The 19,704-nt window shown below is 63.2% G+C and carries 23 protein-coding genes; 6 read left to right on the forward strand and 17 right to left on the reverse strand.

The features are described from left to right. Positions 1–128: 128 nt before the first annotated feature. Positions 129–734, reverse strand: coding sequence for a tetratricopeptide repeat protein (locus NKH06_RS31420; protein ID WP_352677372.1), 606 nt, complete (start codon positions 732–734; stop codon positions 129–131). A gap of 111 nt (positions 735–845) precedes the next feature. Beyond that, positions 846–971 (reverse strand): type B 50S ribosomal protein L36, encoded by a 126-nt coding sequence (gene ykgO / locus NKH06_RS31425; protein WP_006327841.1) that lies wholly within the window; start codon positions 969–971, stop codon positions 846–848. 240 nt (positions 972–1,211) lie between these two features. On the opposite strand from ykgO, the gene NKH06_RS31430 reads away from it, so the two are divergent. Continuing rightward, the gene (locus NKH06_RS31430) at positions 1,212–1,634 is read left to right on the forward strand and encodes a lysozyme inhibitor LprI family protein (RefSeq protein WP_352895062.1); all 423 of its coding nucleotides are present in this window, start codon (positions 1,212–1,214) and stop codon (positions 1,632–1,634) included. A 6-nt stretch (positions 1,635–1,640) separates the two neighbouring features. Here NKH06_RS31430 and NKH06_RS31435 read toward each other — a convergent pair whose 3' ends face one another. The 14 genes from NKH06_RS31435 to NKH06_RS31500 all read right to left on the reverse strand — a co-directional run bounded on the left by NKH06_RS31435 (position 1,641) and on the right by NKH06_RS31500 (position 14,838). Then, complete coding sequence (locus tag NKH06_RS31435) at positions 1,641–2,720, reverse strand: 5-(carboxyamino)imidazole ribonucleotide synthase (protein WP_352772865.1); 1,080 nt, start codon at positions 2,718–2,720, stop codon at positions 1,641–1,643. Then, complete coding sequence (purE, locus tag NKH06_RS31440) at positions 2,717–3,214, reverse strand: 5-(carboxyamino)imidazole ribonucleotide mutase (RefSeq protein WP_023810926.1); 498 nt, start codon at positions 3,212–3,214, stop codon at positions 2,717–2,719. The genes NKH06_RS31435 and purE overlap by 4 nt, the downstream gene beginning before the upstream one ends. Positions 3,215–3,315: 101 nt before the next feature. Then, the gene (locus NKH06_RS31445; protein WP_023810927.1) at positions 3,316–4,209 is read right to left on the reverse strand and encodes a ribokinase; all 894 of its coding nucleotides are present in this window, start codon (positions 4,207–4,209) and stop codon (positions 3,316–3,318) included. Continuing rightward, positions 4,206–5,081, reverse strand: a complete 876-nt coding sequence (locus tag NKH06_RS31450; RefSeq protein ID WP_127296870.1) for a MurR/RpiR family transcriptional regulator — start codon at positions 5,079–5,081, stop codon at positions 4,206–4,208. Before NKH06_RS31450 ends, NKH06_RS31445 begins: the two co-directional genes overlap by 4 nt. Continuing rightward, on the reverse strand, positions 5,078–6,046 hold the full coding sequence (locus tag NKH06_RS31455; protein WP_128305974.1) for an ABC transporter permease: 969 nt from the start codon (positions 6,044–6,046) through the stop codon (positions 5,078–5,080). The genes NKH06_RS31450 and NKH06_RS31455 overlap by 4 nt, the downstream gene beginning before the upstream one ends. A 23-nt stretch (positions 6,047–6,069) precedes the next feature. Then, positions 6,070–7,569: a sugar ABC transporter ATP-binding protein gene (locus tag NKH06_RS31460; protein WP_352722452.1), complete on the reverse strand. Its 1,500-nt coding sequence runs from the start codon at positions 7,567–7,569 to the stop codon at positions 6,070–6,072. Positions 7,570–7,638: 69 nt separating this feature from the next. Further along, positions 7,639–8,691, reverse strand: coding sequence for a sugar ABC transporter substrate-binding protein (locus tag NKH06_RS31465; protein ID WP_352895066.1), 1,053 nt, complete (start codon positions 8,689–8,691; stop codon positions 7,639–7,641). A gap of 41 nt (positions 8,692–8,732) precedes the next feature. Then, positions 8,733–9,722, reverse strand: a complete 990-nt coding sequence (locus tag NKH06_RS31470) for a TIM barrel protein (protein WP_352442014.1) — start codon at positions 9,720–9,722, stop codon at positions 8,733–8,735. A gap of 218 nt (positions 9,723–9,940) precedes the next feature. Next, positions 9,941–11,146, reverse strand: a complete 1,206-nt coding sequence (locus NKH06_RS31475; RefSeq protein ID WP_128305970.1) for an aminotransferase class V-fold PLP-dependent enzyme — start codon at positions 11,144–11,146, stop codon at positions 9,941–9,943. A gap of 25 nt (positions 11,147–11,171) precedes the next feature. Continuing rightward, entirely contained in the window at positions 11,172–11,633 is a 462-nt protein-coding gene (locus tag NKH06_RS31480) for a RidA family protein (protein ID WP_128305969.1), read from the reverse strand. A 38-nt stretch (positions 11,634–11,671) separates the two neighbouring features. Then, positions 11,672–12,466 (reverse strand): amino acid ABC transporter ATP-binding protein, encoded by a 795-nt coding sequence (locus NKH06_RS31485; RefSeq protein WP_023810935.1) that lies wholly within the window; start codon positions 12,464–12,466, stop codon positions 11,672–11,674. A 2-nt stretch (positions 12,467–12,468) separates the two neighbouring features. Then, on the reverse strand, positions 12,469–13,119 hold the full coding sequence (locus tag NKH06_RS31490; RefSeq protein ID WP_352442015.1) for an amino acid ABC transporter permease: 651 nt from the start codon (positions 13,117–13,119) through the stop codon (positions 12,469–12,471). A 1-nt stretch (position 13,120) separates the two neighbouring features. Further along, positions 13,121–13,786, reverse strand: coding sequence for an amino acid ABC transporter permease (locus tag NKH06_RS31495; protein WP_023810937.1), 666 nt, complete (start codon positions 13,784–13,786; stop codon positions 13,121–13,123). 125 nt (positions 13,787–13,911) lie between these two features. Next, positions 13,912–14,838 (reverse strand): transporter substrate-binding protein, encoded by a 927-nt coding sequence (locus NKH06_RS31500; protein ID WP_352895069.1) that lies wholly within the window; start codon positions 14,836–14,838, stop codon positions 13,912–13,914. A 127-nt stretch (positions 14,839–14,965) separates the two neighbouring features. Between NKH06_RS31500 and NKH06_RS31505 the strand changes: the two genes are divergently transcribed. Further along, positions 14,966–15,754, forward strand: a complete 789-nt coding sequence (locus NKH06_RS31505; RefSeq protein ID WP_352442017.1) for an IclR family transcriptional regulator — start codon at positions 14,966–14,968, stop codon at positions 15,752–15,754. A gap of 23 nt (positions 15,755–15,777) precedes the next feature. On the opposite strand, the gene NKH06_RS31510 is transcribed toward NKH06_RS31505, so the two are convergent. After that, a complete protein-coding gene (locus NKH06_RS31510) occupies positions 15,778–15,981 on the reverse strand; it encodes a YdcH family protein (protein WP_013529216.1) in 204 nt (67 codons plus the stop codon). A gap of 239 nt (positions 15,982–16,220) precedes the next feature. On the opposite strand from NKH06_RS31510, the gene NKH06_RS31515 reads away from it, so the two are divergent. The 4 genes from NKH06_RS31515 (at position 16,221) to NKH06_RS31530 (ending at position 19,641) form a co-directional block, all read left to right on the forward strand. Then, complete coding sequence (locus NKH06_RS31515; protein ID WP_013529217.1) at positions 16,221–16,400, forward strand: YdcH family protein; 180 nt, start codon at positions 16,221–16,223, stop codon at positions 16,398–16,400. A 334-nt stretch (positions 16,401–16,734) separates the two neighbouring features. Continuing rightward, complete coding sequence (gene ispG / locus NKH06_RS31520; RefSeq protein ID WP_023810940.1) at positions 16,735–17,988, forward strand: flavodoxin-dependent (E)-4-hydroxy-3-methylbut-2-enyl-diphosphate synthase; 1,254 nt, start codon at positions 16,735–16,737, stop codon at positions 17,986–17,988. A 5-nt stretch (positions 17,989–17,993) separates the two neighbouring features. Beyond that, positions 17,994–18,848, forward strand: coding sequence for a lytic transglycosylase domain-containing protein (locus NKH06_RS31525; protein ID WP_023810941.1), 855 nt, complete (start codon positions 17,994–17,996; stop codon positions 18,846–18,848). Position 18,849: 1 nt separating this feature from the next. Beyond that, on the forward strand, positions 18,850–19,641 hold the full coding sequence (locus NKH06_RS31530; RefSeq protein WP_352895071.1) for a Stf0 family sulfotransferase: 792 nt from the start codon (positions 18,850–18,852) through the stop codon (positions 19,639–19,641). Positions 19,642–19,704 lie beyond the last annotated feature (63 nt).

The raw sequence follows: 19,704 nt of genomic DNA on the forward strand, positions 1-19,704 counted from the left end.
GAGTAGGGGAGTAGGGGAGTAGGGGAGTAGGGGAGTAGGGGAGTAGGGGAGTAGGGGAGTAGGGGAGTAGGGTGTGTGTTCCGCAGGTACAATCTGCCCCTACTGCCTTATTCCCCTACTCCCCTAGATCAAATGCCTTCACCGGCAAGTTCCTCCGAAATCGTGCCGACCTGGTCCTGGGCGCTGCGCATCATCGGATAGATGGCCAGCACCTTTTGCCAGGCCTCGAGCGCCGATTGCTTGTGGCCGGTCAACGCCATGATCTGCGCCAGGCCGGACAGCGCACCGAAATGGCGCGGCTCGAGCTGCAGCGTATGGTCGATGTCGGACATCGACTTGCCGTAGTTCTTCATCATGAAATGCACGGTGGCACGCCGGTTCCAGCCTTCGGCATAGGTCGGCTGCAAAGTCACCACTTGGTCGAGGAAATCGAGCGCGACGTCGAATTTCTGGCTTTCGACGGCTTTTTGCGACCATTGCATCATCAGGTCGATCGAGGCGCTGCCGGATTGCGACCACTCGCCCCAGATGTTGCCGGCGATGCGCTCGGCCGCCTTTTCGTTGCGCTCGCGTTTCAGATCGCTGAACAACTGGTCGAGGCGGGCTTGTTTCGTCGTTGCGGCGGGCGGGGCGTCCTGAGTGGCCGGCGGCGCGACAGCATCATCCGCCCATGCCGGGCCATAAATGGCGCCGGAAACAAGCAGAGATGTCAAAAATGCAAAAAGAATCCGCATCACCGGACTCTAGTCCCGGGCGGCGGAACGTCAAACTGAATTTGGCGTGAAAGGCCGGCAGGCGGCAACAAGCATCAAATGGGCGGAGGCAACAGCCTCCTGCCCGAAAGCTCAGCCCTGGCGTGCCTTGTAGCGCGGGGCGGTCTTGTTGATGATGTAGACGCGGCCCTTGCGGCGAACCAGCTGGTTGTCGCGGTGACGCGCCTTCAGCGCCTTGAGCGAATTCTTGATCTTCATGGTCTTGCCTGTCGGTGTGGACCCGGTCCGGGTCGAAATTTTAAGGCGCGCCAGAAGACGCGCCTTTGAACTGTGGGTGGCTCATAAACGAGGAGCCTTGTCCCTGTCAACCGCAAGCGTGCTCCATTGCGGCTGTGAATCATCCCTGTCATCAATTATCCGCCATATCGGCCTGGCGCATTGCGCGGCCCTGGGCCGGCTGGGATGATGCGGTCGCCGTGAAGTGATTTGGAGAGAACCATGCGCCGAATGTTCCTGTCCGCCTGCCTTGTCCTGCTGGCGGCAGCTTCGGTTGCGCGCGCGCAGGAATGCGACCGCAGCGATGATAGCCAGCAGATGATGAACATCTGTGCCGGCGAAGACTATCAGGCCGCCGACGCTAGGCTCAACAAGGCCTATCAAAACCTCACCAGCTCGGATGGTGCCGACGGCAAGAGATTGCTGCAGGTGGCGCAACGCGCCTGGATCACTTTTCGCGATGCCGAGTGCGCGCATTCCACTGCCGCCAGCGAAGGCGGATCGATCCATTCGATGGAAGTCTCGCAATGCCTGACCAGATTGACCAATGATCGCGTCAAGCAGCTCGCTGCCGCGGCCAATTGCGAGGAAGGCGATGTGAGTTGCGCCAATCCAGGCGAGGACGAGAGCGACGACGTGCAGTAGGCAACCTTATGAGGCGCGACGGCTGATCCGAGTGAAGTGGCCCATCTTGCGGCCGGGCCGCGCTTCGGCCTTGCCGTAGAGATGCAGCATCAGATCGGGCTCGGCGAGAAGCTCAGGGACGCGCAGCACATCGTCGCCGATCAGGTTCTCCATCACGCAGTCGGAGTGGCGGTCCGGGCTGCCGAGCGGCAGGCCGGCGATGGCGCGGATATGCTGCTCGAACTGCGAAACGATACAGGCGGCTTCCGTCCAATGGCCGGAATTGTGCACGCGCGGCGCGATCTCGTTGGCCAGCAGCGAGCCGTCCGCCAGCACGAAGAACTCGACGCCGATGACACCGACATAGTTCAGCGCCGACAATATCGTCGATGCCGCCATTCGGGCTGCTGTCGCGGTTTCGGGCCTTACGCCGGCCGGCAAGGTCGACGTATGGAGAATGCCATTGCGGTGGACATTCTCGGCCGGATCGTAGGCGACGACCGCACCGTCCAGCCCACGCGCCGCGATCACCGAGATCTCGCGCTCGAACGGCACGAAGGACTCCAGGATCAGCGGCACATTGCCCATCGCCTCGCAGGTGCCGGCAAGACCGCCGGCTTCCATGTTGCTGAAGACGCGCTGGCCCTTGCCGTCATAGCCCATGCGCCGAGTCTTCAGGATGCCGCTGCCGTCGAACGCTTTCAGCGCCGCCGTCAGCTCGTCATCATTGTCGACGGCGTGGAAATTCGCGGTGGCAATGCCGATGCCGTTGAGGAATGTTTTTTCGTCCACCCGGTCCTGCGCCACTTCCAGCGCACGCGCCGGCGGATAGACCGGAACCTTGGCGGCCAGAGCGCTGGCGGCCGCGACCGGGACGTTCTCGAACTCGTAGGTGATGACGGAACTCGACGCTGTCAGTTCGGCAAGGGCGGCCGAGTCGTCATAGGCAGCTGTTATTTGCCGGTTGGCGACCTGTGCCGCGGGGCAATCCGCTTGCGGCTCCAGCACCACGGTGCGGTAGCCGAGGCGGGCGGCGGCAACAGCCAGCATGCGGCCGAGTTGGCCGCCGCCAATGATGCCGATGGTCGATCCGGCGGGCAGGCTCACGGCGTATCCGTCGGTTCTGCCGCGACCTTAGCGGTCTGCGCGGCGCGCCAGGCATCCAGACGGACGGCAAGGCTATCATCGTTCAGGGCCAGCACGGCAGCGGCCAGAAGGGCTGCGTTGGCGGCGCCGGCCTTGCCGATGGCCAGCGTGCCCACGGGAATGCCGGCCGGCATCTGGACAATGGACAGCAGCGAATCCTGCCCGGAAAGCGCTTTCGATTCCACCGGCACACCGAACACCGGCAGCGGCGTCATCGCCGCCGTCATGCCGGGCAGGTGCGCCGCACCGCCGGCGCCGGCGATGATCACCTTGTAACCGGCCGCCTTGGCGCCTTTGGCGAAATCATAGAGCCGGTCCGGTGTGCGATGCGCGGAAATGATCAGCCGCTTGTGCGGGATGCCTAGTGCTTCCAGCGTTTCGGCGGCATGACGCATCGTCGCCCAGTCGGACTGGCTGCCCATGATGATGGCGACGTCGGCGCGTTGATCGTCCAAGTCCGTGTTCCCCGGCGACAAAGGCGCGCCTTAGCGGAATTCGCGCGAGGCCGCAAGGATAGGCGGCCGCCGCTTCGGTCCGGCAAGACGAAACCAGCCGTTCAGATGCCGTCGCGCTCGGCCTCTGGCGTCGAGACCAGCAACGCCGAAGCCGCGTTGGCAGCGGTGACCGCCGCGTGCATGGTCTCTCCTCGGGCAAGTCCCGCGGCCAGCGCGCCAACGAATTCATCGCCGGCGCCATGCGTGCTGGCGACCTTGACCGGGACGGCCAGCAGCGCAAAGGCCTCGCCGGTCTGGTCGCAGGAGGCGACGCCCTCGCCGCCCGCCGTGACAATCGCCACCGGATAAAGATCGGCCAGCAATCGTGCGGCTTGCGCGGCCCCGTCCTGCGTCTCCACCACTGCTGTGCCAGCCAGGAATTCCGCCTCGATTGCGTTGACCACCAATATGTCGACCAGGGCGATCAACTCGTCGGAGAGTTTGCGCGCGGGGGCCGCGTTGAGCACGACGCGGCCGCCCTGTGCTTTGACGGCGCGTGCGGCGGCAATGTTGCCGGCTTCCGGCACTTCGTTCTGTAACAAAAGCACTGCCGTTTGGGCCATCACATCGGAAGCAGAGGCAATGTCGGCATGGCCCAGTGTCAGATTGCTGCCTGAGACGATCACCGCGCCATAGTCGCCGCCCGCGTCGAAGATCGCCACGCTCATGCCGGAGCTGGCGCCAGCGGCCACCCGCACGAAGCGGTGGTCGACCAGCGCGCGATCGAGATTGGCCAGCAACGCCCGCCCGAAATCATCGTCGCCGACGGCGCCGATCATCGCCGCGCGCACGCCGGCCCGCGCCGCCGAGACAGCCTGGTTGCCGCCCTTGCCGCCGCATTTCGGGTGCCAAGCATGGCCGGTCACCGTCTCGCCCTTGCGTGGGCGGTCGGGCGCGTCGACCATGATGTCGTAGTGCAAGCTGCCGAACACGGTGACCAGCGGCGATGTCGTCATGAGCCCCGGTCTTTTCGTTTCGATGTCACCGCCGACATGGTGCGGCCGAGGTTGCGCTCCGCCGCCTGATAATCGCGCTGCGCCACCGCCACGAACAGCGCGTCGAGGATGTTGAGCTGGGCAATGCGCGCCGCTGCGTTCTCGCCCATCAGCGGCGAGCCTTGCGCGGTCGAGCAAAGCACGATGTCGGCGACCGCAGCCAGCGGCGAGTTGTCGTAGTTGGTGATGGCCAGCGTGCGGGCACCGTTCTTGCGGGCCAGCTGGATGGCGTCGATGACGGCCGACGTGTTGCCCGAATGCGAGAAGCCGACGGCGATGTCGTCGCCGCCGAGCAGCGAGGCCGACATCAGCATCATATGCGAATCGTCATAGACCGATGCGCGGATGCCGATGCGCAGAAACTTGTGCGAGACATCGCGGGCAATCTGCGCCGAGCCGCCGACGCCATAAAAATCCCGGCTCTTCGCACGGTAGAGAAGATCGGCGGCGCGGTCGAAATCCTCGATATCGAGGATCGCCAGCGTTTCCTCCAGCGCCTGGATGGAGGTGCGGAACACCTTCTGCACGATCTCGGCCGAACTGTCGTCGGACGACAGTTCCTGATGCATCTCGGCGGTCGGCAGGCGACTGTATTCATAGACGGCGGTGCGGAAGTCGCGATAGCCGGAAAAGCCTAGCTTCTTGGCGATCTTGACCACCATCGCCTCGGACACGCCGGACTCTTCGGCGATCTGCTTCAGCGGAATGCTCTCGTCGAAGCCGCGCCGGCCGAAGACGGTTTCCACCACCTTCGCCTCCAACGGGGTGAGATGCGGCATCATCATGCGGATGCGTGGTCCTACCGCTTTCAGGTCCAGCCCGCTCAAGGTCATCCACGCCCCCTCGTCACGCGATCGATAAGCATCGCGGCGAGGATTATAAGACCAGTTGCCAGAAGCTGATAGAAGGACTGGACGTTCATCAGCGTCAAACCGTTGCGCATGGCGCCGAGGATGATAGCGCCCAGGATGGTGCCGACGATGCTGCCCTTGCCGCCCATCAGCGAGGCGCCGCCGATGGCGGCAGCCGCGATGGCGTCGAGTTCCCAGAGATTGCCGAGGATGGGCTCGGCGGCGCCGAGCCGGCCGATCAGGATCTGCGCGGCAAGCGCTGCCAGCAGGCCTGAGATCATGTAGGCGGCGATCTTGGTGCGGGCAATCGGCACGCCGGCGATGTAGGCCGCCTCCTCGTTGCCGCCGACGGCAAGCAGATATTCGCCGAAGGGCGTCTTCTTCAAAACGACCCAGGCGACGACAGCCACGCAGGCGACGATGACGACCGCCAGAGGCAGTCCAAACAGCGATCCGTTGAAGATGGCGCGGAACCCCGCGGGCAGGCCCAGAACCGGATTGCCGCCGGTGTAGATCAGTGCCAGCGCCCGGTAGGTGCTGAGCGTCCCCAATGTGACGATGAAGGGCTGCAGCCCGACATAGGCGACGAGCACGCCGTTGACGAGGCCGCAGGCAAGGCCAATGGCGAAGCCGGCGGCGATGGCCAGCGGAAACGGCACGCCGGCGACCATCATAGAGGCCGAGATGACGGCCGAGAGCGCTGCCGTCGGCCCGACCGACAGGTCGATGCCGCCGGAGATGATGACAAGCGTCATGCCCAGCGCCAGACAGGCATTGATGCTCGACTGCTGCAGGATGTTGATCAGGTTGCGCTCGGCGAAGAAGCCAGGCACCAGCGCGCCGAATACTGCCAGGATCACGACAAGGCCGATCAGCGTGCCGGCGTCGCGCATGGAAACGCCGCGCAGGAATTCGGCGCGTGGCCGCACCAGAGTGGTATCCGACATATCCGTCACCTCTGCCTTGCCTGTTACGCGGCCGGCGTTTGCGTTTGCGGGATGGCGTGCGCCGCGATCGCCTGTTCGCTGATATCGTCTCTGTGGAGTTCGGCCGCGATCGTGCCGTCGCGCATGACCAGCACGCGGTCGGCAAGCCGGATCACTTCGGGGAGCTCGGAGGAGACGACGATCACGGCATGGCCCTCGGCGGCGAGTTCCTCGATCAGATGATAGATCTCCGCCTTGGCGCCGACATCGATGCCGCGCGTCGGTTCGTCGAACAAGAGGATGCGGGTTCCCGCCGCCAGCCAGCGGCTGATGATCGCCTTCTGCTGGTTGCCGCCGCTGAACAGGCGAATCGGCCGGTCGAGCAGAAACGGCCGCAGGTTGACACGGCTCATCTTCTCGACGGCCACGTGTTTCAACCTGGCGTGATCGATGAGACCGCGCGGCGCGAACACGGCCATCGAGGCGAGCGCCATATTGCAGGTGATCGAGCGCAGCGGCACGATGCCTTCGCGTTTGCGCTCCTCCGGCACCAGTCCGACGCCGGCGGCAATCGCATCGCGCGGGCTGGCGAAGCGCGCCGCCTTGCCGTCGATTGCAATCGTCCCGGCCGTGGCGCGATCGGCGCCGGCCAAGAGCCGCAAAAGTTCAGTGCGGCCGGAACCGACCAGGCCGGCAATGCCCAGCACCTCGCCGCAATGCAGATTGAACGACACGTTGCGCACCTTCGTCGCCGAAGAGAGGCCACGCGCGCTCAGCATGACCTTGTTCGTGGCATGGGAATTATGGTGTTCCCGCGCCAGTTCGCGGCCGACCATCATCGCCACGACCGCTTTCTCCGACAGGTCTTTCAGATCGACGGAATCGACGACGACGCCATCGCGCATGATGGTGGCGCGCCGGCAGATGCCGAACACCTCATCCAGCTTGTGCGAGACATAGACGACGGCGACGCCATCGCGCGCCAAACCTGTAATGACTTCGGCGAGCCGTTCGAATTCGCTCGGCGTCAGGCTCGATGTCGGCTCGTCCATGGCGACGATGCGGGCGCGATCGAGCAGCGCGCGAGCGATCTCGACGATCTGCCGCTGCGCCACCTTCAGGGTACCAAGGGGTGCCGCCGGATCGATGGAGGGATCAATGGCCGCAAGAGCATCCGCAGCACGGCGCTCTTGCTCGCGCCGGGCGACGAAGATACCGCCGCGCGTCAGCGGATGGCCGAGGAACATGTTCTGGGCGACGCTGAGGCGCGGTACCTGCTGCAATTCCTGATGGATCATGGCGACGCCCGCAGCGCGTGCGGCGACCGGGTTGGCGAGTGTAACCGGCTTGCCGTCGATGAGGATGCTTCCCGCTGTCGGCCTGTAGACGCCAGACAGGACGCGCAGCAGCGTCGACTTGCCGGCGCCGTTTTCGCCGAGCAGGCCGTGGATTTCACCGGCCCCGACCGAGAGTGACACCTCGTGGAGCGCCCGTACGGCCGGAAACAGCTTGGAAATGCCCTTGAATTGCAGCCGGGGTGACATCGGGTTCTATCTCCGGGCAAGAGTGCCGGCCGGCAGCGAATTGCTCTGGCCGGCACCCGCCGATTAGCCTTATTGGCCCGCAGCCGCGTCCTCGAGCAGTGCCTTGCGCGCGCCAGCGCCGGAATAGCGATCGGCATTGTCCTTGGTGATCAGCGCCTGCGGCGTGGCGACGACGCGCGGCAGCTTCTGTCCCGCGACGAGACGCAGAGCTGTTTCCAACGCCACTTCGCCGGTCAGCACCGGGAAGCTGTCGACCGTGCCGGTCAGTTCGCCGGCGCGGATCGAGGCATAGGCGTCGGAAATGCCGTCGGTGCCGAAGACCGCAACCTTGTCCTGCAGGCCGGCGGCCTTGACCGCCTCGACGATGCCCAGCGCCATGCCGTCATTGTTGGCATAGAAGCCGACCAGGTCGGGGTGCTGCTGCAGGATGTTGGTGGCCGCGTCATAGGAGGTCTGGCGATCCCAGTTGCCGGGAACGCTGGCGACGACCTCGAACTTGCCTTCCTCGGTGATGGTCGACTTGAAGCCGTCTGTGCGCTGCACGGCGGCATAGACGCCGGCCTGGCCTTCGACGATGGCGACCTTGCCGCCATCCGGACGATTCTTGATGAACCATTTGGCGACGCGCACGCCATTGTCGCGTTGGACATTGCCGACATAATGCTCGGCCTGCGGGATAACGGCGTCATTGACGTTGACCACCGGCACGTTGGCGGCCTTGGCCTGCTCCATGATCGGCTGCAGATTGGCATCCGTCTGCGGCGAGACGAGCAGCACGTTGTAGCCCTGCGTCACCAGGCCTTCGGCGATGGTGAGCTGGCCGAGCTGGTCGCCCTCGCTCTGCGCTGCCTGATAGACGACGGGAACGCCGACCTTGGCGCCGAATGCCGTGTAGCCCTCGCCCAGCGAGCGCCAGTATTCATTGGTCAGCGTCTTGGAGACCGCGCCTGCCTTGGTGCCTTCGGGCAGCTTGGGGAACGCGCCGAACTTGGCCTGGACCTGCGACCAGTCGATGCGGTCCTTTTCCGTGTCGGAATTGAGTGGCGCGAGGTCGGCGGAAAAGGCAGAGCCGATCGAGAGCGCCATCAATGCGGCGGTAGCGGTGGCAAGCAGAAGTTTCATTGTATTCCTCCCTGGTTGAAAACGGTGATGGCGCGGATGCCTCAGCTATCCGGCCCGAGCATGATTTCCTGGATGATGGCCTGCGACGTCACGGCGTCCTGGCTGTCCATGGCGGCGGACAGGCGATTGTCCTGCTCCAGCCGGTCGACGACGCGCAGCATGCGCTTGACGGTGGCGATGTTGACTTCGCACTCGCGCACCGGATCGAGCCCGGTCATATCGGGGAACGTGTCGAAATAGATGGCGCCGGCGTAACCGTCGCGGCGAATCTGCCTGAGCAGCTCGATGGTCTGCAGCGTGTGCACCGCGCCGACCATCAGGCCGTCGTCGCGCTTGGCGTAGCCGTCGTTCAGGTGCACGCCGAGCAGCTTGCTGTGACGCGCCACCAGGGCCGCGGCAAAGGCCGGCTGTTCGTCGGCGTAGAGCACATGAGCGAAATCGAGCGTGACGCCGAGATTGGGCAGGCCCACATCGCGGATCGCCAGCAAGGTCGTCGCCGCATCCGGCATCAGGCTGTAAGAGCGTGGTTCGTTCGGTTTGTATTCAAGGCTGATCTGACAGTCGGGATCATGTGTCGCAACTTCACGAATCCCATCAATTTCGTGTTGCCAAAGCGTTGAATAGTCGGCCTGGAAGGCGTAGTCGAAGCCATCTTGGCCGAGCCACAGCGTCATCAGGCTGGCGCCGGCCTCACGCACGGCATCGATGCCGGCCTTGGTCAGGTCGATGGCCTCGCGGCGCACCGCCGGATCCGGATTGGTGAAGGCGCCGAGCTTGAAGGCGGGGTTGGAGTAGTAGCGCATGGCAAAGCCATTGATGGAAAGCCCGAGATCGCCCAGTTTCAGGGTGATTTCCGTGGGCTTTTCACCGACGTGGTCAGGAAAGTTGAGGTCGAGATCGGTAAGCCCCTCGACCTTGGCGGCGCGCGCCGCCATCTGCAGCAGCGACGGCTTGCCGGTAAGATCGGGCCACTCGGCCTGCGGTCGCGAGGCAAAGGAATTCAGGCGCGTGGCGAAACGGTTGGCTGTCATGAGCGATCCTTCATCGTCATGACTTCACATAAATATAGATATTTGTAAAGTTATTGTTGAAAAGTTGTGAAGCAGCCGCCAAGCTGGAACCGCCAAGGCGCGCAGAGGGAGCCGGCAGTTTCCTGGCCGGTGCCCTGGAGAGCCCGTCAGGGCAGGAGGCGCATGATGGCGCGTGCCGGTTACGGCCGACGCATTTCAGGTAGCGATTCGCCGGGTGTTCAATCTGGCCAGCGTAAGACGCCGGACGAATCCTTGCGGGCGACTTTCATCGCATCGGCCGGGCGGTCCTTGGCGGTCAATATGGCGCGCAGCCGTTCGGCGACGATCTCGGCCTCGCCGGGATGAAGATTGCAGGGGTCGAGGAAGAAATGGCCGCGCTCCACCTCGTGGTTGCGCACGATAATCGGCGGCGAGCCCGTCGCCAATGCCGAGGTGAGACCGGCCGCCGTGAACCGGCTTTCGGGCAGTACAAAAATCTGAAGCCGATCCAGAGGGTTGGCGGTCGGATCCGGGATGATCTGCGCGATGACGCCCGGCAGCCCGTGCAACGTGTCCTTCCACAGGTTGAGCGCGGCGTCTTCGCGGCGGCGGATGCCGGCATGGTCGCGCTTTTCCCAGGCTTCCAGTGCGGCCATGGTGCCGGCGATGCTTTCCTTGCCGACCTTCATGGCGCGGGCGACGCCGCGGTTCTGCAGATAAGCGGCGCGAACCAGATCCTTGCGGCCGGTGACGATGCCGCTGGTCGGCCCGCTCAGGAATTTGTGGCCGCTGTAGATGACAATGTCGGCGCCGCGCGCGAGGAAGTCGCGCAGATCATACTCTGAAGCCGCATCCACGATCACCGGGACACCCCTGGCGTGGCAGATCTCGCAGAATTCCTCCAGCGACAGCATGCCATACTGCACGGTGTGGTGCGCAACGACATAGAGGCCCGCCGCCGTGCGGTCGTTGATCGCGTCGCGCACATGATAGTCCTGCGTCACGCTGACCGTGCCGGCCGGCACGACCCTGGCGCCCGCCAGCCGGACCGACTGGTCGATCGGCGCACCATAGTTGACGATGTGGCCGAGCTGGACGATGACCTCCGACTTGAGACCTTCCGTGTTATCAGGCAGCCGCTCGATGGCGAGCAGATTGGTCCCCGTCATCGCACCGGCGATCGCCATGGTGATGCCGCTGGCGCAGCAGGCAGTGATGAAACCGGTTTCGCCGCCGGTCAGGCGCGCGACGATCGTGCTTGCGGCGCGTTGCAGGTCATCCATTTCCACCCATTGCGAGGCCATTTCCGCCATGGCGCTGATCGCTTCGGGGACAATGATCGACGCGCCGAGCGCGGTCATCGTGCCGGAGACATTGATGATCGGGCGAAGGCCGAGCCGTTCGCGGATGGTGGTGTTGGAGCCGTCGGTGGAAGTGGTTTTCATCTCTCGGATTCCATTCTTCTAAAGGTCAGGCGGCGATCTCGACAACCGCCTCGATTTCAACGGTGATGTTTCCAGGCAAGGAGCCGACGCCGATCGCCGAGCGGGCATGGCCGCCGATATTGTCGAACACATCGGCAAACAGGTCGGAACAGCCATTGACCACTTTCGGGTGGTCGCTGAAGGTCGGTATGGCGTTGACGAAGCCGAGCAGCTTGACGACGCGCACGATCCGGCCAAGGTCGCCGGTGGCTGCGTGCATGACGGCAAGCAGATTGAGGCCGGTGAGGCGGGCATGGCCATAAGCCTGCTCGACGGTGACATCGTCTCCTACCTTGCCGGTGAACAGTTTGCCATCGGTGCGCAGCGGTCCCTGGCCGGACAGGAAGATCAGCCGGCCGCTTTCGGCATGGGTGACGAAGTTGGCGATCGGGGTCGGCGGCTCGGGCAGCGTCAGGCCCAACGCGGCGAGCCGGATATAAGGCGTCATGAAAGAAGGCTCCTTACGACAGCGTTCGCTGTCCCGTTCTAGAAATGCGAGGCGCGGAAGCGTGCCAGGAAGGTGCGCAGGCGCTCATTGTCGGTGTCGGCTGCCAGGATTTCGGCGGGTGGACCCGCCGCGCTGACGCCGCCATCGGCCATGAAGATGATGCGGCTCGAGGCATCTCGGGCAAAGGCCATTTCGTGCGTGACCATCACCATCGTCATGCCGTCCTCGGCCAGGCTGCGCACGACCTCAAGCACCTCGCCGACCAGTTCCGGGTCGAGCGCGGATGTTATCTCGTCGAGAAGCAGGATCTTCGGCCCCATGGCCACGGCGCGGGCAATGCCGACGCGCTGCTGCTGGCCGCCGGACAGTTCGGCGGGCAGGCTGTCGGCCTTGTGGGCTAGACCGACCCGGCCGAGCCAGTGTTCGGCGATGGTGCGCGCTTCGGCGTTGCTCTTGCCGCGCACCTTGGTGAGGCCAAGCATGATGTTGCCGGCGGCTGTCAGGTGCGGAAAGAGGTTGAAGCTCTGGAACACCATGCCGGTCTCGGCGCGCATCGCGGCGAGATCGCGTTCGCTGCGACGCTGGCGGGTTCCGGCTTCGCGAAAGCCGACCTCCTTGCCGTCGATGCGAATCGAACCACTGTCATAGCTTTCGAGAAAGTTGACGCAACGCAGCAGCGTGGTTTTGCCGCTGCCGGAGGGGCCGATGACCGTCACCACCTCCCCCTTCGCCACCTGCAGGCTGACCGAACGCAGGACCTGGACGGTCCCAAAGGCTTTGGAAACGTCCAGGACGTCGAGAAGGGCCGGGGTGTTTTTCGGACTTGTGGACATTGCTATTCCCGGATGAAGGAGAAACGCCGCTCGAGCCGCCGGCTGGCGAGCGAAAGGGCATAGTTGACCGCGAAGTAGATGAGCGCGCCGAGAATATAGAGCGGCATGGCCTCGTAGGTGCGGCCGATGACCTGGTTGATGGCCTGCATCAGGTCGGTGATGCCGAGCAGCGATACCAGTGCGCTGCCCTTGACCGCATCGGTGACGCCGTTGATCCAGGGCGGCAGGAAGCGCCTGAACGCCTGTGGGAAAATGACGTAGGCGAGCCGCTGGCGAAAGGTGAGTCCGATCGCCATCGCCGCCTCGGACTGCCCTTTCGGAATGGAGCCGACAGCACCTCTGAAATATTCGACGACCTGGGCTGTCTTGAACAGGGTCAGCGCCAGCACGGCGGCCCAGAACGACGGCAGATGAAGCCCGACGGCCGGCAGTCCGTAATAGACAAAGAAGATGAGCACCAGGATCGGGACGCCGCGGATGGTGTCGCTGAAGATGCGCACGGCCCATTGCAACGGCACCGGGCCATAGACCAGACCGACGCCCATGATCACGCCGGCAATCAGCGAAAACACCACGACCAGCAGGGATACCCACAGTGTCAGCGCAAAGCCCTGGGCGAGGAAAGGCAAGGCATAGGCGATCTGGGTCAGCATGTCAGCGCGCCGCCCTGAACCGGCGCTCGACAAGCCGAAGCGCAAAAAGCAAGATGTAGCCGGTCACCAGATACATCGCCGTGACCACGAGATAGACCTCGACGATGCGGAAGGTGTTGAAGTTGATCCACTGGGCGCCATAGGTCAGCTCCGGCACCGAAATGACCGAGGCGACGGAGGTGTCCTTGAACAGCGATATGAAGGTGTTGGACAATGCCGGCAAGGTGATGCGCAGCATGGTCGGCAGGCGCACGTTGAGCAGCCTTTGCCAGGGCGTCAGGCCGATTGCCTTGCCGGCGTCCAGCTGTCCGCGCGGAACGGCTTCGAGCCCGGAGCGAAACACCTCGACCAGATAGGCGCCGCTATAGAGCGACAGCGTGACGACGAACGAGGTCGGCGCGCTGTAGGCGATGTCGACCACTGTCGGCAGGCCGTAGAAGACGAGGTAGACGAGCAGGATCAGCGGCACGTTGCGGATGAATTCGACGTAGGCGGCGATGATGGTGCGCACGATGCGTCCGGCAGACACGTACCAGACCGCCAGAACCAGGCCGATGACGGTGCCGATGGCGATCGATATGACGGCGAGCTCGAGACTGAGCAGCAGTCCTCCCCACAGCTTGTCGAAGTGCCGCCAGATCAGGTTGAAATTAAGGGCATAGCCCATGCGTCCGCCTCAGTGCCGCAGGCTTAGAGCAGTTCACCGTTTCACGGAAACGGCGACCCGCTCTAACTCTTTGTTTTGACGCAATTCCGGGCGGAAAACCGTTTCACACTTTTCCTGGAATTGCTCTAGGGAGGCGGAAGGGCGCTGGATACGCCCATCCCCCCGGCAGGGCAGATGGCTGGGAAGCCCGGATGGCGCGCCGGCGGCTCCTGTCCGAAAAAGTCCTTGAAGGCGGCATCGTAGAGTGCGTTTTCGTGGCCGAACATGGCGATGGTGAAGGTCGAGTTGACGAAGGTCAGCCAGTCAAGGTCGCCTTGCCGGAGTGCCGCGCCATAAAGCATGCTCAGCCAGCTCTTGCCGGCGTCGAAATATCTGTCCGGATTGCGCGAGGCGAGCCAGCGCACCGTGGACAGATCGACGGCAGCGGCGTCGACGCGTTTCGATTCCAGTGCCTGCAGCACGTTGGCCTGGGTATCGATCTGCATAACCTGGCACTCGGGCAGCACCGAATGCACCTGCGCCTCGGCATCGACATTCTGCAGGATGGAGACGCGTGTCGCCGAGCCGCCGGCAAGCAGCTTGTCGAAGGTCTTGTTCTCGGCGGTCGGAAGGCTCAGCAGGGCGACGCCCTCGACGTAGTAAGGCCGGGAAAAATTGACCAGCTGCGAGCGCTGGGCGCTCATCGTCATGAACTGAATGGTGATGTCGACCTTGTTGGTGGTGACGTTGGGGATGCGCTGTGCCGGATCCTGCATCACGAACTCGACCTTGGTCGGATCGTCGAAAAGGCCCTTGGCAAGAATGCGCCCCATGGTGATGTCCATGCCGACGAGTTCGCCGGCATCGTTCTCGAAGTGCCACGGCGCATTGGTGCTGCCGGTGCCGACGATCAGCTTGCCGCGATCGAGCACGGTGCGCAGCAGGCTGTCGGGTGCTGCCTGGGCAGCGGCCTTTTGGGCATCGACGGTTACCGCCGCACCCACGACGCCGGCCGCGGCCAGTCCCGCCATTCCCAATTTCAGAAAATCACGTCTTCCGGATGTGTCGTTCACGGCGACCTCCTTTCGTTTGTGTTCCCCTTGCACAGGCAATACACGCGTCAGTGACGTCGAAGCGATTGTCTCTTACAAGAGACGCATGTATCCTGTACAGGACAGATACTAACACCGGGAATCAACAATGCAAGATGGCAATACCTCGGCACTTTCAGCCGGCGAGAAGATTTCGGGCTCCCGTGAAAAGGGGCTCAACCGGGTGCTCGAGATTCTGGAGTTTCTTCACACGACCCAGCGCGCGATCGGCATTGGCGACCTTGCCAAGGGCGTGAACGCGCCCCGCTCGACGACCTATACGCTGGTGCGGTCGCTGGTCGATGCGGGACTGCTGGAAATGGAAGGCGACGGCAATCGCGTCTATTTCGGCAAGAAGCTCTATCTCTACGGAATGGACTATGTGCGGGGCAACGACCTTTTGAGGCGGGGGCGCCAGGAGGTCGACAATCTGTCGCGCGAGACCGGCGAGACTTCCGAACTGTGCATGCTGCAGAGCGGCCGCTATACGATCGTCCATGCGAGTCCCGGCACCAGACCGTTCCGCATCAGTTCCGCCACCGGCTTGCAGATACCGCTGCCCTGGACAGCCTCGGGGCGGCTGCTTCTGGCGGGGCTGGAGAAGGCTGAGATCGAAGACATGGTGTCAAACGACGATCTCGTGCTGCCCGACGGGCGCAAACTGCGGCTTGACGATTTCGTCGCCGACATCGCAAAAGCGCAGGTCACCGGCCATTGCGTCACTTCGGGCCTTGTCGATGCCTATACGAAGTGCCTTGCCGCACCGGTGTTTTCAGCGCCGGGCAAGGTCGAGGCGACGATGTGCCTGGTGGTCCCCATCGATACGTCCGAGGAGCGGACCGGCGAACTCATCGGCCTGCTGCGTGATCGTGCCGCAAAGCTTTCGATCGCCGGGTAGCGCGCGGGCGAGCGAATGCCAACTCACGCAATGATGTCGGGAATGATCTTGTCTTCCAGTGCCATCAGCCGATCCTTGAGGAACAGCTTCTTCTTCTTCATGCGCTGGATCTGCAGCGGATCGCAGGCCATGGCGATCATCGCGTTGATGGCGGCATCGAAATCGGCGTGTTCCTGCTTCAGGCGGGAAAATTCGAGGCGAATATCGGCCTGTTCCTGATCGGACATTCTCTACCGTCTGCACGTCTGCGGCGCCCAAAGCTGGGCCTGATTGGGCGGGGCCGGGTGTTTTGTCACCGGCGTGCAGCCCATATCACATTTCACAGTGTCGTGGAATGCTACCACGGATCATTCGACATCGCCCGCGGAAGGTGACACACTGTCACCGTGCCGTCACAGAAGCGAACCTGCGGTGGACGCGCCGTGACGGTTGCAATCGAGGAAAACCATGAAAGGGAGAACCAATCATGTCTCTTGCATCCCATCTTGATGAGTTGCAGCGGAAACACGGCGACATCGAACGTGAAATCGATGACGCGATGAATCATCCATCGGTCGACGACCTCGAAATCGTGAATCTCAAGCGACGCAAGCTGGCACTCAAGGACGAGATTGAAAAACTAAGAGGCAAACCGACCACGCATTGATACCCTCCTGACATAGCCGCCCAATATCCGCGGCCTCTTTTCCCGGCGGCACCACGCCGCCGGTGTGGAGGGTTTTGATTTCCAGCACCGGTCTGTCAGCCGAAGCTGGACTTGCACAGGCTCAATTTCCGCTTCGGCCGTCGCCCGTTTCGCCAGATCATCGATTGTTTCCTGGCCTCTGGTGGCGGACCGATTCCGGCCAGTGGCGACCTGTCGCCATTGACAAGCCATCTTTGCTCCTCCACCTCATGCCCGGACCTCAGCGCATCGGCCCGGGGCGTCGTTGTGCGTCCATGCAGGACACAAGATGCTCCAGAGACAAAAGGCTGCCGGCATGACCGGATATTTTTCCTCTCCTTTTCCCCGCCGTACGTCGGTCGGCGTCGATGTCGGCGGCGTGATCGTCGGCGGCGGCGCGCCTGTCGTCGTCCAATCGATGACCAACACCGACACGGCCGATATCGACCAGACCGTTGCGCAGGTCGCAGCCCTGCACCGGGCCGGGTCGGAGATCGTGCGCATCACCGTCGATCGCGACGAGAGCGCCGCCGCCGTGCCGCGCATTCATGAGCGGCTTCAGCGGCTGGGTATCCACGTGCCGCTGGTCGGCGATTTCCACTATATCGGCCACAAGCTTTTGGCCGATCATCCGGCCTGCGCCGAGGCGCTGGCCAAATACCGCATCAATCCGGGCAATGTCGGCTTCAAGGACAAGAAGGACCGCCAGTTCGCCGATATCGTCGAGATGGCGATCAAGCATGACAAGCCGGTACGCATTGGTGTCAACTGGGGCTCGCTCGACCAGGAGCTTTTGACCCGGCTGATGGACGACAACCAGGACAAGGGTTTCCCGCTGACGGCCCAGGAGGTGATGCGCGAGGCGATCGTGCAGTCGGCGATCCTGTCGGCCGAGATGGCGGAAGAGATCGGCCTTGGCCGCGAGAAAATCATCCTGTCGGCCAAGGTCAGCGGCGTGCAGGACCTGATCGCCGTCTATACCGAGCTCGCCACCCGCTCCAACCACGCGCTGCATCTCGGCCTGACCGAAGCCGGCATGGGCTCGAAGGGCATCGTCGCTTCGTCGGCCGCCATGGGCATCCTGCTCCAGCAAGGCATCGGCGACACCATCCGCATCTCGCTGACACCGGAGCCGAATGGCGACCGCACGCGCGAGGTGCAGGTGTCGCAGGAATTGCTGCAGACCATGGGGTTCAGGCAGTTCGTGCCGATCGTCGCCGCTTGCCCCGGCTGCGGCCGCACGACCTCGACCGTGTTCCAGGAACTTGCCCAGAACATCCAGGCGGATCTCAGGAAGAATATGCCGGTGTGGCGCGACAAATATCCCGGCGTCGAGAACCTCAAGGTCGCGGTGATGGGTTGCATCGTCAACGGCCCGGGCGAGTCCAAGCATGCCGACATCGGCATTTCGCTGCCCGGCACCGGCGAGACGCCGACCGCGCCTGTCTTCGTCGACGGCAAGAAGGCGGCGACGCTGCGCGGGCCGTCGATCGCCGCGGATTTCGAGAAAATGGTCGCCGACTATATCGAACAGCGGTTCGGTCGCGGCGGCAAGGCCGCGGCAGAGTAAGTCAAATGCAGCGTTTCCTATGGGCGACGCTGATCCTGCTGTACGGGCTGACCTGGTCGGCCCTTGTGCAGGCCGATCCGCCGCAATCCGCTAAGCAGCGGCTGATCGACAAAGTCTGCAATCTGATCCAGGCGCATGCCGACCAGAACGGCCTGTCCAGGGATTTCTTCGCCCGGCTGATCTGGAAGGAAAGCCGTTTCGATCCCAACGCCGTCAGTCCGGTCGGCGCCGAAGGCATTGCCCAGTTCATGCCGGGCACCGCCAAGATGCGCGGGCTTGCCAATTCCTTCGACATCAACCAGGCGATTCCGGCTTCGGCTAGATATCTCGCCGAAATGAAAACCGGCTACGGCAATCTCGGCCTGGCCGCCGCCGCCTACAATGCCGGCGAGAGCCGGGTGTCGCGCTGGCTCAGCTCCGGGGGGTTCCTGCCAATGGAGACCGAAAGCTATGTCTTAGACATCATGGGCGAACCAGCCGACAAGTTCACGGACCGGGCCTATGCTGGAAAAGTCGAGCCGCTCGACGCAAAGACGGATTTTGCCGTCGCTTGCCGAAAACTGCCGGTGATCATGTCGCGGACGGTGGCCATGGCTTCGATCAACATAAAGCCATGGGGCATCCAGGTGGCCGGCAATTTTCGCCGCAGTGCCGCGATCAACCAGTGGCTCAGGGTAAGGAGCCGGTTCCCGGCCCTGCTCAACGGGCATGATCCGGTGGTCAGCCGGGTGCGCACGCCGATCGGCCGGCGCGGCATCTACGCGGTCAGGATCGGTGTCGACCGCCGCGCCGATGCCAACGTTATTTGCCAGAAATTGCAAAGTGTCGGTGGGGCGTGCGTGGTGGTGCGCAACCGGTAATTTGGCCGCTGCCGGCGCGATGTTCTGTCTGAGAAAGGCATTTATAAGCGACAGCCGGAACGTCGCATCCAGCAAAGATTTCAGCTATAGCGGCCGCCATCTTTACTGGGCGGCGGCCCTGTCTTTGACGAGCAGCATGGGTCTCAACATGTTCGATGGATACATTATCTGCGGCACGCCGAGGACCGGAAGCACGCTGCTGTGCAAGCTTCTGGCATCCACGAAGACGACTGGCGATCCGCACTCATTCTATCGGCGGCAGGATGTGCTGGAGTGGGCTGAAGAGTGGAAGCTGCCCGATCGCGACACGATGAGTGAGCTCGACTTCAATGTCGCCTATCTCAACGCGGCGATCGCTGCGGGCAAGGGTGGAACCGGCCTCTTCGGCCTTCGCTTGATGCGCGAAAATCTGGATGAGCTTTCGACGATCCTCGACCGGATTTTCCCGAAACTGCCGTCGGACAGAGCGCGGTTCGAAAGAGCATTCGGCAATGTTCTCTACATACACCTCTCGCGGGAGGACAAGCTCGCGCAGGCTGTCTCCCTGATCAAGGCAGAGCAGACCGGTCTTTGGCATATCGCTCCCGACGGCACCGAGATCGAAAGGGTCGCGCCGCCGAAAGAGCCTCAATATGATTTCGAGCGGATCAAACGAGAGGTCACGGAACTCGAGACCTATGACGCGGCCTGGAACATTTGGTTCGCAGAGCAAGGCATATCCCCGCTGCGTGTCGGCTATGAGCGCCTTTCAGGCAATCCGGCCGCGACATTGCTAGAGCGATTCCTATTTTGAGAGAATCGTAGGATTCCCAAAGCCGGATGTTTGTGATTCAAGATGCTGGCTGGATTGGAGGCC

The sequence above is a fragment of the Mesorhizobium sp. M1342 genome, from assembly GCF_040317955.1.
Taxonomy (GTDB): Bacteria; Pseudomonadota; Alphaproteobacteria; order Rhizobiales; family Rhizobiaceae; genus Mesorhizobium.

Excerpts from the sequence above, each read along its gene's own strand:
- NKH06_RS31420 (WP_352677372.1), bottom strand. The coding sequence starts at position 734 with ATGCGGATTCTTTTTGCATTTTTGACATCTCTGCTTGTTTCCGGCGCC.
- ykgO (WP_006327841.1), bottom strand. The coding sequence starts at position 971 with ATGAAGATCAAGAATTCGCTCAAGGCGCTGAAGGCGCGTCACCGCGAC.
- NKH06_RS31430 (WP_352895062.1), top strand. The coding sequence starts at position 1,212 with ATGCGCCGAATGTTCCTGTCCGCCTGCCTTGTCCTGCTGGCGGCAGCT.
- NKH06_RS31445 (WP_023810927.1), bottom strand. The coding sequence starts at position 4,209 with ATGACGACATCGCCGCTGGTCACCGTGTTCGGCAGCTTGCACTACGAC.
- NKH06_RS31450 (WP_127296870.1), bottom strand. The coding sequence starts at position 5,081 with ATGACCTTGAGCGGGCTGGACCTGAAAGCGGTAGGACCACGCATCCGC.
- NKH06_RS31455 (WP_128305974.1), bottom strand. The coding sequence starts at position 6,046 with ATGTCGGATACCACTCTGGTGCGGCCACGCGCCGAATTCCTGCGCGGC.
- NKH06_RS31460 (WP_352722452.1), bottom strand. The coding sequence starts at position 7,569 with ATGTCACCCCGGCTGCAATTCAAGGGCATTTCCAAGCTGTTTCCGGCC.
- NKH06_RS31465 (WP_352895066.1), bottom strand. The coding sequence starts at position 8,691 with ATGAAACTTCTGCTTGCCACCGCTACCGCCGCATTGATGGCGCTCTCG.
- NKH06_RS31470 (WP_352442014.1), bottom strand. The coding sequence starts at position 9,722 with ATGACAGCCAACCGTTTCGCCACGCGCCTGAATTCCTTTGCCTCGCGA.
- NKH06_RS31475 (WP_128305970.1), bottom strand. The coding sequence starts at position 11,146 with ATGAAAACCACTTCCACCGACGGCTCCAACACCACCATCCGCGAACGG.
- NKH06_RS31480 (WP_128305969.1), bottom strand. The coding sequence starts at position 11,633 with ATGACGCCTTATATCCGGCTCGCCGCGTTGGGCCTGACGCTGCCCGAG.
- NKH06_RS31485 (WP_023810935.1), bottom strand. The coding sequence starts at position 12,466 with ATGTCCACAAGTCCGAAAAACACCCCGGCCCTTCTCGACGTCCTGGAC.
- NKH06_RS31490 (WP_352442015.1), bottom strand. The coding sequence starts at position 13,119 with ATGCTGACCCAGATCGCCTATGCCTTGCCTTTCCTCGCCCAGGGCTTT.
- NKH06_RS31495 (WP_023810937.1), bottom strand. The coding sequence starts at position 13,786 with ATGGGCTATGCCCTTAATTTCAACCTGATCTGGCGGCACTTCGACAAG.
- NKH06_RS31505 (WP_352442017.1), top strand. The coding sequence starts at position 14,966 with ATGCAAGATGGCAATACCTCGGCACTTTCAGCCGGCGAGAAGATTTCG.
- NKH06_RS31510 (WP_013529216.1), bottom strand. The coding sequence starts at position 15,981 with ATGTCCGATCAGGAACAGGCCGATATTCGCCTCGAATTTTCCCGCCTG.
- NKH06_RS31515 (WP_013529217.1), top strand. The coding sequence starts at position 16,221 with ATGTCTCTTGCATCCCATCTTGATGAGTTGCAGCGGAAACACGGCGAC.
- ispG (WP_023810940.1), top strand. The coding sequence starts at position 16,735 with ATGACCGGATATTTTTCCTCTCCTTTTCCCCGCCGTACGTCGGTCGGC.
- NKH06_RS31525 (WP_023810941.1), top strand. The coding sequence starts at position 17,994 with ATGCAGCGTTTCCTATGGGCGACGCTGATCCTGCTGTACGGGCTGACC.